The following is a 13,919-nucleotide window of genomic DNA, read 5'->3' as shown; positions in this document are numbered from 1 at the left end:
ACCCCAAGGTAAGGATGTAACAGTGTCAACGGACAGTCCCTTTGGCGGGCCGCCTCGGCCCGAGCGACCACAACGGCCGCAACGGCCGGAGAACAAGAAAGCGTCGCCGCTGACGATCACGATTTTCGCGGTGATTGTCGCGGTAGCGCTCTTCGTGTTCCTTTCAAACTTCTACGCGGACATCCTCTGGTTCAATCAGCTGGGTTTCGAAAACGTGTACTGGACCGAGCGCATCGCAAAGCTTGTGATCTTCCTGATCGCTCTTGTGTTGATGGCGGTGCCCATATGGATCTCCATGCGCTCTGCCTACAAGCACCGGCCGGTCTACGCGCCGACAAGTAATCGCCCCGATTCGATGTCGCGCTACCAAGCGCAGCTTGAACCAGTGCGTCGCTTCATGATGATCGGTGTACCGCTGGTCATCGGTATCTTCTCGGCCATCGCCGTCGCTGGCCAGTGGCAGAGCATCATGCTGTTCTTCAACCAGGAACCGTTCGGAACCACCGACCCCCAGTTCCACCTAGACCTGAGTTTCTTCATCTTCACGGTGCCATTCATCGGACTCGTGAACGGATTCTTGATCTCCATTGTGTTGCTCAGTGGTGTGGCAGGTCTGCTCACTCATTACCTCTATGGCGGCATCCGGGTTGAAGAGCGCGGGGGACTGACCGTAGGCAAGGCGGCACGAGTACATACTGCCGTGGTGGCCGCGGTCTTCTTGGTGCTTCAGGCCGTAAATTTCTGGATGGCGCAGTACGAGACGCTGACCGAACAAAACGGCATCGTGGCCGGCGCGCTCTATAAGGATGTGCACGCAGTTATTCCTGCGCGGATGATCCTGGCCATCGTTGCCGTGATGATTGCCGTAACCTTCGTGATCGCGGCGTTCACCGGCCGTTGGCGCCTGCCGATGATCGGTACCGCAATGTTGGTGGTCACGATGATCGTGGCCGGTGGCGTGTACCCGTTCATGGTGCAGAAGTTCAAGGTCGAACCGACCCAGCGCGAAGTTGAAAGCGAATACATCAAACGCAACATCGATTTCACCCGGATGGCTTACGGTGTTCAGGACGCCGAAGTAACCGACTATCGTGCCACTGTCACGCCGGAAAAGAACGCATTGGCCAAGGAAGCGGCGAACACGACGAACATTCGTCTGCTGGACCCGAACCTGGTGTCTCCGGCCTTCGCCCAGTTGCAGCAATTCCGTGGATACTACAACTTCCCGCAGACCATGGACGTCGACCGGTACACGATTGACGGCAAGGTGGAAGATACCGTTATTGCTGCCCGTGAAGTCTCCGTGGACCCCAACGATTCGTGGGTGAACCAGCACATTACCTACACGCACGGCTACGGGCTGGTGGCAGCCTACGGTAATCGCGTAACGGCTGGCGGTCGACCAGACTTCATGCTCGGCGGTATTCCCACCACGGGTACGCTCGCCTCGGATGAATCCTATGAGCCGCGCATTTACTTCGGTAAGGAATCGCCGGACTACTCAGTCGTTGGTGGGCCCGACGAGGGCTGGGAAGACCAAGAATTGGATCACCCCGGAACCGGTGGAGATGGCGAAGACGCGCGGTACACCTTCCAGGGTGATGGTGGTCCGAATGTCGGTAACTTCTTGAACCGCCTGGTGTACTCGTTGAAGTTCGGCTCTACCGACCTGCTGCTTTCCGACGCTGTCAACTCGGAATCGCAGATCCTCTACGATCGCGATCCGCGTGATCGTGTCGGCGAGGTTGCTCCGTACCTGACGCTCGATTCAAACGCCTATCCTGCAATTGTCGACGGACGCGTTCAGTGGATCATCGACGGATACACGACCTCGAGCAATTTCCCGTACGCGCAGGACCAGCAGCTCGAATCCGCCGTTTCTGATTCGTTGACCAACGCGAATGATGTCAATCGCTTCGGCGGCAGCGTGAACTACATACGCAACTCCGTGAAGGCGACCGTAGATGCCTACGATGGCAAGGTGCGCCTCTACGCCTGGGATGACCAGGACCCGATTCTGAAGGCTTGGCAGAAGGTCTTCCCGAACACTCTTGAACCCATGGAGAACATGTCTTCGGAGCTGATGGAGCATGTGCGTTACCCGGAGAACATGTTCAAGGTGCAGCGTGAGATCCTCACCACGTACCACGTGACTAATCCCGTTTCCTTCTATCAGGCGGATGACGCATGGTCGGTACCTTCAGACCCGACCACCGATGCCAAGGTTAAGCAGCCGCCGTACTACATGTCGTTGCAGATGCCGGGCGAGGAGAAAGCTGCTTTCTCCCTCACTTCTACCTTCATTCCGGCACCTTCGAGTTCGGGGCAGCAACGCAATGTGCTCTTCGGCTTCCTCGCCGCAAATGGAGACGCCGGTTCAGAAGCCGGTAAGAAGAGTGAGGACTACGGCAAGCTGAAGTTGCTTGAGCTTCCACGCGACACCGCCGTACCAGGACCAGGACAGGCACAGCAGTGGTTCGACGCGAACGATAAGGTTTCGCGTGAACTGAACCTTCTGCGTCAGGGTGCCTCGGAGGTGAAGAACGGTAACCTGCTATCGCTGCCGGTCGGTGGCGGTATCCTCTACGTCCAGCCGGTTTACGTGCAGTCATCGGGTGCTACAAGCTACCCGACGCTACGAAAGGTGCTCGTTGCCTTCGGTGACAAGGTTGGTTTCGAGGATACATTGGCCAAGTCGCTAGATGCGGTCTTTGCCGGTGATTCTGGTGCGGTGACCGGTGAAAACGACAACGGTGACAAGGATGGCGATTCGGGTGAAACCGAAGGCGAAGCCCAGAACCAGACCGAACAAGAGAAGTTAACCAAGGCGCTCAACGACGCTAACGAGGCCATCAAGAAAGGCCAGGAGGCGCTCGAGGCAGGCGACTTCGCGGCCTATGGTGAGGCTCAGAAGGCGCTCGATGCAGCACTGAAGCGAGCGCTCGAGGCGGATTCGGCGATCACTGGCCAAGCTGTTCCCGATCAGGTCACCACGAACCCAGAGGACGCCGATCCGTCGGCGGCACCAAGCGAGAACGCTGGGGAAGGCAACTAACCAGAGCCGCTCGATTCGCTTTTCGCCCCGCGATGAGGAAGACTAGTCTAGTCATCGCGGGGTGGAGCAGTTCGGTAGCTCGCCGGGCTCATAACCCGGAGGTCAGAGGTTCAAATCCTCTCCCCGCCACCATGTAAAGAGTCGCGACATGGTTTACACATGAGTCGCGACATGCTTTACAAAGTATCATCGGGAATCCCCGGCCAACGGCCGGGGATTTTCTGTATGTCGGGCCAATAGTTCCGGCTCGGATCAATTCTGTGGCGACTGAGGATATTTCGGGTTTCGGGGTTATAGGCAATAAATGGTGTCTGGCCCGGGCGTGTTACCCGGGCCAGACCTTCGTGAAACCACGGTTCCTAACGGCTGCGCCCGCCCCAGCCAGACCGGGAATACAAGCCATCCTCAGCTGTCGTGTGCGTGTCATAAAGCGCTGGACCAACCTGTTGGTCAACCGGCTTCATCTTGGCTTCTCGTTCCAAGACCAGCTTTCCCGAGGCCCGGATCAAGGCCGGCAAGTTCGCTCTTGACACCGGCTCAGCTCGGTTCCAGCAGAACCATTCACAAGCCCGCCGGCGATGCTCGATGGGCATCCCGCGGTGATGCGAAATCAGCGCCCGGATCCCGGAATTGATCCCTCCTTCAATCATGTTCGTCGTCGCGTTGACGCCCAACCCGTCCAAGTCCTCGTCCAGGTAGGTGAACACATGGCCGCGCTTGAGCGGTGTGGCCATGCTGCGGTAGGCGCTACGTAGCCGCTCATGCGTGTACCACCACGGTCGTGTGGACTTGACGCTTTTGGGCAATGGGCCGGCCCAGTCTTTCGCGTATGTTTTTTCCTCCAGCAGGTGCTGGTAGCAGGCCTGCCAGGACGCGAACGCGGCACTCCATTCAGCGGCTGCAGCCCGGGTCTTGATCTTTGTGAGCCTCAGGCTCAAGCGCCGTAGTGACTTGCCAGGTTCAGTTCGCGGTCTCATGCTCAGGTGCGTGCGTACGTTGCGTTGCAGATGCACTAGGCAGCGTTGGATCCTCACCTTCGGCCAGAGGGACTTCAGTGCTTTGAGCAGTCCCGAGCCGCCGTCGGTGACAACGACTCTGGGCTCGGGGAAGTGCTTGAGCAGTTCCAGCCACGCCGCTGATTTTTCCTGATCGCACCACTGCCATCCAATGACCTTGCCGTGGGCGATGGCGATCAATAGACACCATCCTGGACGGAGGTAAATGCCGTCGATCTGGATCTCGGCAAAGACTTCGCCGGTGTGGTGCAAAAATGGGTGCACGTTCCAGCACCACTGGGTTTGCTGGCGGAAGGTGCGTCCGGTTCCTCCGGCGAATTCTGCTTGGGACTGTTTGCTGGTCAGCCAGCTGACGAAGCCGGCTAGGACGTTGCGTGCGGTGGTGTCTGGACGTGCTCGGGTTGTGGAGGCGTTGCAGGTGATGCATCGCCAGCGTTGCTTGCCGTTGCGTTTCCCGTTTTTCTTTAGAGGGCTATGGCAGATACTGCATAGGTGGGTGTTTTGTCTTGTAGGGGTCACGCCTATGGGAACAATGCCCATGCGGAACTTGATTCTGCCCCGGGATTCCGGGGCAGAATCAAGTTCCAGGACACCACTTATTGCCTATAGCCCGGGTTTCGGCTTCCACGACAATAACTTCCTCGAGATCGATAATCATCACGACTTTCTTGCGTGCGTTGACTTTCCGAACCCCGAGGTGGTGTAGGACTCCGTCGTGGCGCAACGTGACTTTGCCAGCGGCGTCGGTGCGATCGTGCCGGATCCGAAAGTCTCGGTCTCTGGTAACTTTCCATGCTTGGGGCCGCGCTTTGAGCGTACGGTGGTACCACTCGTTCGGTGTTTTGCGGTCGAGGGAGCGGTGGTAGGAGCTGCGTGGGCGTTTCTTCGGGTCGGGCACGATCAGTGCCTGGGCGTGTAGGATCCGACGGATGGTGGAGGTTGAGGGGACCTGCACCCCGGCCTTGGCTAGGTGGTACTGAATAGTCAAGGGGCCTGCATCCAGTCCGGCGTCGGTGAGCTTAAGGCGGAGGCTAACGATCAGCTGCGCGATCGTCTGGGGGGGTGCCCCTATGTTCTGTGTCAAGCAATTTTCAGCTCCGGAACGTCATAGAGCGATCCGTCACGGATCATCGCGAACAGGACGGTGAGACGCCGGTGAGCCAACGCGATCAGAGCTTGGTTATGGCGTTTGCCCTGAGCCCGTTTCCGGTCATAATAGGCCCGGCAAGTCGGATCGAACCTGATCGAGGCGAACGCCGAGAGGAAGAGCGCTCGTTTCAATCTCTTGTTACCTGAATGACTAACGCGCTCGGACTTGATCGACGTGCCCGACTGGCGCGTGGTTGGTGCCAGGCCGGCGTAAGAAGACAGGGATGCAGCACTGGTGAAGGTCTTGCCGGAGGTCTCGGCAATGATGATCGCAGCGGTCCTGACGGCAACCCCGGGCATGGATGTCAGGACCGGGTAAAGAGGGTGGGCCTCCACCATGGCCTCCAAATGTGTGGCCACGTCCACGCGCTGGGCATGCAACGAGATCAGTTGCCGGGCCAGATGCGGGATGACCAGACCTGCGGCGTCGGTGCCGACCACGACGACGGTCTGCTCATCTAGGGCCGCGATGATGGTTGAAGCCCAGGCGGTGTGGCGGCGGGCTCCGTGCTTCTTGAACTTCGCATCGATCCTGGCTTTGCCTGCGTGCTTCAGTTGAGCTGGGGTGGGCCAGGCTGCGAGGACTTCCAAGATCGCGTCGTGTTCCAGCCAGGGACCGAGGATCCGTTCTAGTGGCGGGTGGATCTGGGTGAATAGCCCGCGGATCCTGTTGCTGGTTTGAGTGATCTGACGGGCTAGGTCCAGGTCAAAGCCGGTGAGCATGCCCAGGGTGGCTTCGTCCTCGTCGGAGACTTGGATGCTACGTAGCGTGTGCGGCATGGTGCGGGCAGCGTCAGCGATGATAAAGGCATCTTTTTCGTCTGTTTTCGCCGCGCCAGGATACATATCTGCGATACGCCTCATCGAAAGTCCGGGCAGATAGGCCACCGGAATACCGAGATTCTGGGCGACAGCGACGGCCAGGGCGCCAATGGTTGCCGGTTGATCTACGACGACCAGGATGGTGCCCTTGGCGCTGAGTTCTTGGTAAACCTTGGTGAGCTTGGCTTCGTCGTTGGGCAACGTTCTGTTCCAGATCTTGGTGCCGTCAGTGCAGACAGCACAGGCCCAGTGGTCGGTCTTGCCGACATCGAGGCCGAGGAAGATCTGGATGTCGTCGGTTTTCATGAGGCTGGCTCCTTTGCGCTTGGTCCCTCATTCGGTCGGCCAACCTGCGGGAGCAAAGTCTTACATCCACGTTATGACTGACGTCCGTGCACCGGTGGTGCGTGGCGTCGTGCCCCTAATTAGCAATCACCTCACTGCCCTCCCAGCCTCGGTGGCAACACCCCCCGGATCATTGATTAGACAGGGGCAAGACACCATGCCGAGGCTGGTCGGCCGACAGCCCCCATGATCCTCTTGTTGGGGGCTATCAAAAAGATAACGGGTGGCCCGGGAATTTGAGTGCGGACGCCGGCTGCGTGGTTCGAGGGCCTCATCGCCGCCGGTATCGTAGGCCTTGAGTAATTGGTAGATGCGTTGGCGGGAGAGTTTGTGGCGTTGTGCGGCTTCGGTGACGGTCAGCCCGGCGTCTCGGATTTGATGGACAATCACGCGATTCTTAGACATGTCCAAGTGTCAAGGATGTCGCGACTCATCTGTCTAATATGTCGTGACGCTACACACTCTCCCCGCCACCAAGAGAAATCCCTCAGCCATCAGGCTGGGGGATTTTTCCGTCACTGCTTCTCGATTTGCGTGGAATTGTGATCGGCCCATCCACGTACGCGCACGCTGTCTCGGCGTGACTTCTTGCTGTCCGCGTGCAGATTCGACGAACCGGTACCACGCACATGGGGCGAGTGTGCTCCGGCTGGAAGGCGAGCAGGATCTACGGCACCAGCGCTTGGGCAATAGGCCTGGCAACGGTGCATCTCGTGGTCTCGGAGGCGGCACATACGTAGATGCCAGCCCTGCAATCAGCCATGTGTGAGGAAGGGCACCGTTCCACGATTCGCTTTCAAGTTTGCAGGTTGGTAATGTTGTATTTACCGACGCGGGGTGGAGCAGTTCGGTAGCTCGCCGGGCTCATAACCCGGAGGTCAGAGGTTCAAATCCTCTCCCCGCCACCAAGAGAAATCCCTCAGCCAACAGGCTGGGGGATTTTGTTTTTTACGCTGGCGTGAGAATCGCTTTGGGGGTTATAGGCAATAAATGGTGTCTGGCCCGGGCGTGTTACCCGGGCCAGACCTTCGTGAAACCACGGTTCCTAACGGCTGCGCCCGCCCCAGCCAGACCGGGAATACAAGCCATCCTCAGCTGTCGTGTGCGTGTCATAAAGCGCTGGACCAACCTGTTGGTCAACCGGCTTCATCTTGGCTTCTCGTTCCAAGACCAGCTTTCCCGAGGCCCGGATCAAGGCCGGCAAGTTCGCTCTTGACACCGGCTCAGCTCGGTTCCAGCAGAACCATTCACAAGCCCGCCGGCGATGCTCGATGGGCATCCCGCGGTGATGCGAAATCAGCGCCCGGATCCCGGAATTGATCCCTCCTTCAATCATGTTCGTCGTCGCGTTGACGCCCAACCCGTCCAAGTCCTCGTCCAGGTAGGTGAACACATGGCCGCGCTTGAGCGGTGTGGCCATGCTGCGGTAGGCGCTACGTAGCCGCTCATGCGTGTACCACCACGGTCGTGTGGACTTGACGCTTTTGGGCAATGGGCCGGCCCAGTCTTTCGCGTATGTTTTTTCCTCCAGCAGGTGCTGGTAGCAGGCCTGCCAGGACGCGAACGCGGCACTCCATTCAGCGGCTGCAGCCCGGGTCTTGATCTTTGTGAGCCTCAGGCTCAAGCGCCGTAGTGACTTGCCAGGTTCAGTTCGCGGTCTCATGCTCAGGTGCGTGCGTACGTTGCGTTGCAGATGCACTAGGCAGCGTTGGATCCTCACCTTCGGCCAGAGGGACTTCAGTGCTTTGAGCAGTCCCGAGCCGCCGTCGGTGACAACGACTCTGGGCTCGGGGAAGTGCTTGAGCAGTTCCAGCCACGCCGCTGATTTTTCCTGATCGCACCACTGCCATCCAATGACCTTGCCGTGGGCGATGGCGATCAATAGACACCATCCTGGACGGAGGTAAATGCCGTCGATCTGGATCTCGGCAAAGACTTCGCCGGTGTGGTGCAAAAATGGGTGCACGTTCCAGCACCACTGGGTTTGCTGGCGGAAGGTGCGTCCGGTTCCTCCGGCGAATTCTGCTTGGGACTGTTTGCTGGTCAGCCAGCTGACGAAGCCGGCTAGGACGTTGCGTGCGGTGGTGTCTGGACGTGCTCGGGTTGTGGAGGCGTTGCAGGTGATGCATCGCCAGCGTTGCTTGCCGTTGCGTTTCCCGTTTTTCTTTAGAGGGCTATGGCAGATACTGCATAGGTGGGTGTTTTGTCTTGTAGGGGTCACGCCTATGGGAACAATGCCCATGCGGAACTTGATTCTGCCCCGGGATTCCGGGGCAGAATCAAGTTCCAGGACACCACTTATTGCCTATAGCCCCGCTTTGGCTCCCCAGCGCTTCGCATTCACTCAGTAGCTTGGTGGTTATACTGACGCTGGGCAGAAACGTGCTCAGGCAGTGCCGGGTGGAGCCTGCGTGTTGGGCAGCCAGATCCTTTGACAGGGGCACCTGTGGCTTCTGCACCGTAGCTGCGTGAGACAGGGAATCCTCCCACGCTTGACTTGTGCCACGAACTCTCTAGATGAAGTGTGCCCGCTGGCGAGTGCAGCGTGCTCCGGCGTCTTGAGGGACGCACGGGCACGTACGAGCTGAAGCTGAGGTAGCGAACTTCGTGCTTTTCTAGCGAGGGGGAGCGGCAACACTTAAGCGGATGTGACCTACCGTACTGCCGTTCGATTCGCTTTCGTGTTTACGGCTTGGTAATGTTGTATTTACCGACGCGGGGTGGAGCAGTTCGGTAGCTCGCCGGGCTCATAACCCGGAGGTCAGAGGTTCAAATCCTCTCCCCGCCACCAAGAGAAATCCCTCAGCCAACAGGCTGAGGGATTTCGTTTTTTCCGGACCGTTGTACGGCGAGGTGTAGCAAGGGCGGCATGTTTCCGTTACCGGTCCATGCCGCCCTTGTACTGCTTTTTGAATGAGCTAGTTATCGAAGGTGAGCCCACCCTCGAGGGAGGGGCTCGACTGCTTGCTCTTCAGCGCGGCAAGACGAGCCTCGATCTCGGTTTGCTCGCCCAGATCTTCCAACTGCTCGAACTGCGAATCGATGCTTGACGACGCGAGCTCGGCCGCACCGCGGACCCGAGCTTCCTCCCGACGAACCTTCTCTTCGAAGCGGCTCAGTTCGCTGGTCGGGTCCATGATATTGACGGACTTGATGGCTTCGTTGACCTGATTTTGGGCCGCCGCAGACTTTGCGCGTGCCACCAGCTGATCACGCTTACCAACCAGCTCGGTGCGCTTTTCCTTCATCTGGTTAAGGCCGTCCTTGAGCTTTGCGACGATTTCACGCTGCGAGGTGATCGTCGGCTCGGCAGCCTTCATCTCGGACTCGGCCTGCATCTGCCGCTGGATCGCAACCTTCGCCAGATTGTCGAACTTCGCGGCGTTCGCGGCATCATTCGACGCGCGGAACTCATCGGCCTTGGTGGACGCGGCCAGAGCCTTCGTGCCCCATTCCTGAGCCGCCTGCTGGTCTTCTCGATAGTCATCTTCCAACATGCGCAGGTTGCCAATGGTTTGGGCGATGGCCTGCTCGGCTTCAGCGATGTTGTCGGTGTAGTCCCGAACCATCTGATCCATCATCTTCTGTGGATCTTCGGCGGAGTCGATGAGGGCATTGATGTTTGCTTTCGCGAGCTGTGCAATGCGACCGAAAATGGACTGTTTCATGGATCGTGCCTCTTCCTTTTACTGTGAATCTGAGCCTGCGTGCAATTGGATGTGCCTAGGTGCCAGGAGATGACTAGAAGCTTCCGCCACCTCCATCAAACCCTCCGCCTCCACCGCCGAAGCCACCGCCCCCGCCGCCGAAGCCACCAAAACCTCCACCGTCTCCGCCGCCGCCAAAGAAGCCGCCGCCGGAATCGTGCCCATGACCATGGCCACCACGGAGAATGGAATCAATCAGGATGCCGCCGAGGACGGCGCCACCGACGCCATCGAAAACGCCGCCTCCGCCGCGTCGGCCATGGCCACCACCGAAGTGATCGACGTCGCTTTCGGCCATGCGTGCAGCCTGTTCAGCCAGTTGGATGGCTCGCTTAGCAGCGGATACCGCCCGCGATGGGTCAGAGCTGGCCAAGGAGCGGGCCTCGTCGTAGTTGCGTTGCGCTTCGGCTAGCCGCGTGCGTGCCGATGAGCGCACGCCGCCGCGGCGGGCACGAATGTAGTCGTCGGTACCTTCAATTCGGGACTGCGCCGTATGCAATAGTCCCTCAAGCTGTTCACGCGCGGCGCGCGATTGCTCTGCCGCATCCCGGAGGCGTTCGAGCTCAACGGACAACGGTTCGCAGGCTTCGCTGAGATCGGCCTGCAACTGCATCGGGTTGTTCTTGGTACGTAACTGCTGCTGGACCTGCGAGAGCGCCTGCTCCACACGGGCAACAGGGCCGGCCAGCTGAGGTTGGGTGTTGTTGGCGATCAGGGCCTTGGCTTGCGCTAGGTCACGTGCAGCAAGGGCAACGCTCTGTTCAAGATCGGTGCGCGCTTGTTCAAGATTATTCGCCAACTTATCGATAGCGCCGAATAGCACCTCGGCCTGATCTTGAGCGTCTTCAGCATTCTGGATTAGCAGGGCAGCCTTGGAGCGATCCTGCTTTAGGGCCTCGCTGGCTTCCCTCAACGCCGTATCTGCCACATCCAAGCGGGCAGTCGCCTGCTCGAGGTTGTCACGTACCTGACTGGTCGCACTGGCATCGTAACTGTCGGTCAACTGCCCCAACTTACTTGTGGCGGTGGCAAGCCGTTCACGTAGAGGCTTCTGCTCGTCGGCAACCTTCGGTATAAGTTGCTCGGCTTGTTCTTCGACGTGCCGCAGGTTCTTGAATGAATCGGCATGCTTCTGCAACGTCTCATTGACCAACCCACACCGCTCAATGATCTCGCCAAGCCACTTCCGCTGGTCCTCTTCCGTATCCGGAATGTGGTCATCGAGCTGTTGCTGGAGTTTAAAAGATGCACTCATATGTTGACGTGCTTCGGCGATGGCGTCGTTGAACACCTTGACGGCGTCCTGCCCGTACTGCGCTTCGGCAAAGCCCACGTCCTGGACAGACGTGCGGATAGCATCATCGGCGGCCACGAGAAGCCGGTCTGCCTTCAGACGCAACTCGTCCAGTGGCACCGGTGGTTCTTGAGGTTCCGGGGATCCGGGGCGACCCGGGGCCCCTACGGGTGCCAACGCCGGTTTCTTACGGCGAGAGAAGAAGTAGTAGGCAACAGCGCCACCGCCGGCAAGGACGATGATCCAAATCCATGAACCACTCGAGGACCCACCGCCTTCGGCCCGGTCCAACCCTTTAATGGCTTCTTCGACCGCCCCATCCCAGTCTTGCGCCGATAGTTTTGGGGCGATTTCCTTCTGGTAGAGGGTTTGTGTGGTTGCTTGTAGTTTGGAACCGTTTGCGGCGAAGAAACGTGCCTGTCGCTGCTCGGTAGCGACGGTAAGAATTACGTCGCTGGCTCCGAGTCCCTTTTGAGTAGCGACTTGGGAAGCCCAGTCGTCCGGATTTTGCGGGTCGCTGAAGTTATCGACGAATACGACGAAAAGGCTGACGCCTACGTCTTCGCGAAGCTTGGCAATATCTTCTTCGAGCTCTTGCTTCTTGGAACCCAGAGCCGAAGCATGGTCGATAACGAACTCGCCTGGTGGAATGGTGACCGGAGGCTCGGCAAGCGCCGGAAGGGCGCTACCAATCGACAGGGATACTGCTGCAGCTGCGCTGACAAGCCAACGCCGAGCTGTGGAACTCATGGTGATCCTCATTCAATGTACTGATGTGGCCTTATGGTCAGCCTACAGTCAAAGCCGATTTGTTAGGCGAATTCCGCGCACAGCACGATTCTATTTCGGCGGTGAGTGCCCGTCCATGCTTAAATCTGCGGCATTGGAGCCGACTCACAGGTTTCGCAAAGTTGGCGCCGTCGCATGCCACAGTTGCGGGTTGAATAATAGGTACCAAGACATCGACCATTCGACGAGGGGCGTAGCACTATGAGTCAGTCACCTAACGATCCACGCGACACTTCCAACGAGCAGCCAGAACCGGGACGCCACGACGAGTCGGTCCCTAATTCCGAGCCGACGGCGGCAATGCCGGTTTCTTCCTCAGATGCGCAGCCGACCGTGAGCTACCCGCGAGTCGAGGACTCCGAGCCGTCGCAGGCGACACCACCGCAGGCTCCGGCCACGCAGTCGATGCACAACGAGCATCTCTACGCGGCCTCGGCACCGCAGGGCAATGAGTACGGACATAATCCTTACGCAGGATCAGAGCAGCCGCCGCTGAATTTTCCTCCAGCACCGCGCAAGAGCACCAAGAAAAAGACCTTCAGCGGTTCGACGTTGCTTGCGGGCATGATTGCGGCCGCTCTCGTTGGTGGCGGATCGGCTGCCGCAACGAGCTATTTCCTGAACTCGAACCAGTCGCCCGCGGCCGGTGCCGATGGTGCGCAACCAGGGGTAGTTATCAATAATCCGGAGTCGGTTACGCAGGTTACCGCAGCGGCAGCGAAAGCCGCCCCGAGCGTCGTGACGATTCAATCCACCGGGAGCGGCTCAAGTGGTTCCGGGTCCGGCGTGATCTTGGATAATCAGGGCCACATTCTGACTAATACGCACGTTGTAACGCTCGGCGGTGCTGCGGCCGATCCAGAGTTGACCGTACAACTCAACGACGGAAGCGTGCACCAGGCGAAACTTGTCGGTACCGACCCACTCTCGGATCTCGCCGTCATCAAGATTGAAGCTTCCAATCTTGTTCCGGCCACGCTGGGAAGTTCTTCGTCCTTGAACGTCGGCGACACAGCCGTGGCCATCGGTGCACCTCTGGGACTGAGCGGAACGGTGACCGACGGCATCATTTCCACGACGAATCGCACGATTTCGGTAGCATCCTCGGCCGTGCCGAAACAGTCCGAATCCGGCAATGACGGTGGCAGCGAATTCAATTTCCAATTCCCGGGTCAAGAGCAGCAGTCGCCGTCGCGGGCGGGATCGATCTACATCAACGTCATCCAGACCGACGCCGCCATCAACCACGGTAATTCCGGTGGTGCCCTGGTCAACGCCAAGGGCGAGGTTATCGGTGTGAACGTTGCCATTGCTTCGGCCGGTTCCGGCGGGGGAGAGGACTCCGGGTCCATCGGCGTCGGCTTCGCGATTCCTTCGGACTATGCCAAGCGTATTTCCCAGGAGCTCATCGCCAACGGCAAGGCCACCCATGGTCTGCTTGGTGCGACCGTCTCGCCACAAGCCGCTGGGGATGCCAGCCGTAGCTCCCAGTTCAGCGTCGGCGCGCTCATTCGCGAGGTGAGCAAGGGCTCCGGCGCCGAGAAAGCCGGCTTGCGCAGCGGAGATGTGATCACCGCCGTCAACGATCGAGCCATCCAAGACTCGTCGTCGCTCACCGCGGCGATCCGCGAGGTGCAAGGTGGCGGAACCGCCGAAATCACCTACCGACGTAACGGGGAGTCAAAGACCGTCACGGCCACCTTGGGAACGCTAGAGAACTAAGGAATATTACGCCCAGGATG

9 protein-coding genes and 3 tRNA genes are annotated in these 13,919 nt (G+C 59.0%); 5 read left to right on the top strand and 7 right to left on the bottom strand.

Going from position 1 to position 13,919, the window contains the following annotated elements; all coding sequences use genetic code 11:
- Positions 1 to 22: 22 nt before the first annotated feature.
- A complete protein-coding gene (locus ACYU0X_RS11250; protein ID WP_461900739.1) occupies positions 23 to 3,055 on the top strand; it encodes a UPF0182 family membrane protein in 3,033 nt (1,010 codons plus the stop codon).
- Between the two features lie 55 nt (positions 3,056 to 3,110).
- Positions 3,111 to 3,187: transfer RNA gene (locus ACYU0X_RS11245), tRNA-Met, on the top strand.
- 227 nt (positions 3,188 to 3,414) lie between these two features.
- Here the strand turns inward: ACYU0X_RS11245 and ACYU0X_RS11240 are convergent.
- The 4 genes from ACYU0X_RS11240 to ACYU0X_RS11225 all read right to left on the bottom strand — a co-directional run bounded on the left by ACYU0X_RS11240 (position 3,415) and on the right by ACYU0X_RS11225 (position 6,792).
- Positions 3,415 to 4,611, bottom strand: coding sequence for an IS1249 family transposase (locus tag ACYU0X_RS11240; RefSeq protein ID WP_461900733.1), 1,197 nt, complete (start codon positions 4,609 to 4,611; stop codon positions 3,415 to 3,417).
- A gap of 37 nt (positions 4,612 to 4,648) precedes the next feature.
- A complete protein-coding gene (locus ACYU0X_RS11235; protein WP_461900737.1) occupies positions 4,649 to 5,059 on the bottom strand; it encodes a hypothetical protein in 411 nt (136 codons plus the stop codon).
- Between the two features lie 92 nt (positions 5,060 to 5,151).
- Positions 5,152 to 6,348 carry an IS110 family RNA-guided transposase gene (locus ACYU0X_RS11230; protein ID WP_418908024.1) on the bottom strand — a complete coding sequence of 399 codons (1,197 nt, stop codon included), beginning with the start codon at positions 6,346 to 6,348 and terminating at the stop codon, positions 5,152 to 5,154.
- A 126-nt stretch (positions 6,349 to 6,474) separates the two neighbouring features.
- Positions 6,475 to 6,792, bottom strand: coding sequence for a helix-turn-helix domain-containing protein (locus ACYU0X_RS11225; RefSeq protein ID WP_461900735.1), 318 nt, complete (start codon positions 6,790 to 6,792; stop codon positions 6,475 to 6,477).
- A gap of 426 nt (positions 6,793 to 7,218) precedes the next feature.
- Between ACYU0X_RS11225 and ACYU0X_RS11220 the strand changes: the two genes are divergently transcribed.
- Positions 7,219 to 7,295 (top strand) — tRNA-Met (locus tag ACYU0X_RS11220).
- Positions 7,296 to 7,432: 137 nt separating this feature from the next.
- Here ACYU0X_RS11220 and ACYU0X_RS11215 read toward each other — a convergent pair.
- Positions 7,433 to 8,629, bottom strand: a complete 1,197-nt coding sequence (locus tag ACYU0X_RS11215; protein WP_461900733.1) for an IS1249 family transposase — start codon at positions 8,627 to 8,629, stop codon at positions 7,433 to 7,435.
- A gap of 472 nt (positions 8,630 to 9,101) precedes the next feature.
- On the opposite strand from ACYU0X_RS11215, the gene ACYU0X_RS11210 reads away from it, so the two are divergent.
- Positions 9,102 to 9,178: transfer RNA gene (locus ACYU0X_RS11210), tRNA-Met, on the top strand.
- A 127-nt stretch (positions 9,179 to 9,305) separates the two neighbouring features.
- Here ACYU0X_RS11210 and ACYU0X_RS11205 read toward each other — a convergent pair.
- Both ACYU0X_RS11205 and ACYU0X_RS11200 read right to left on the bottom strand, forming a co-directional pair.
- Entirely contained in the window at positions 9,306 to 10,055 is a 750-nt protein-coding gene (locus tag ACYU0X_RS11205; RefSeq protein WP_309406469.1) for a PspA/IM30 family protein, read from the bottom strand.
- Positions 10,056 to 10,128: 73 nt separating this feature from the next.
- Positions 10,129 to 12,138, bottom strand: a complete 2,010-nt coding sequence (locus ACYU0X_RS11200) for a TPM domain-containing protein (RefSeq protein ID WP_461900731.1) — start codon at positions 12,136 to 12,138, stop codon at positions 10,129 to 10,131.
- 240 nt (positions 12,139 to 12,378) lie between these two features.
- On the opposite strand from ACYU0X_RS11200, the gene ACYU0X_RS11195 reads away from it, so the two are divergent.
- Positions 12,379 to 13,899 carry a S1C family serine protease gene (locus ACYU0X_RS11195; RefSeq protein ID WP_461900730.1) on the top strand — a complete coding sequence of 507 codons (1,521 nt, stop codon included), beginning with the start codon at positions 12,379 to 12,381 and terminating at the stop codon, positions 13,897 to 13,899.
- Positions 13,900 to 13,919: the final 20 nt, after the last annotated feature.

It is taken from the genome of Glutamicibacter sp. X7 (genome assembly GCF_054889245.1).
This window is presented reverse-complemented; position numbering and strand designations above follow the sequence as displayed.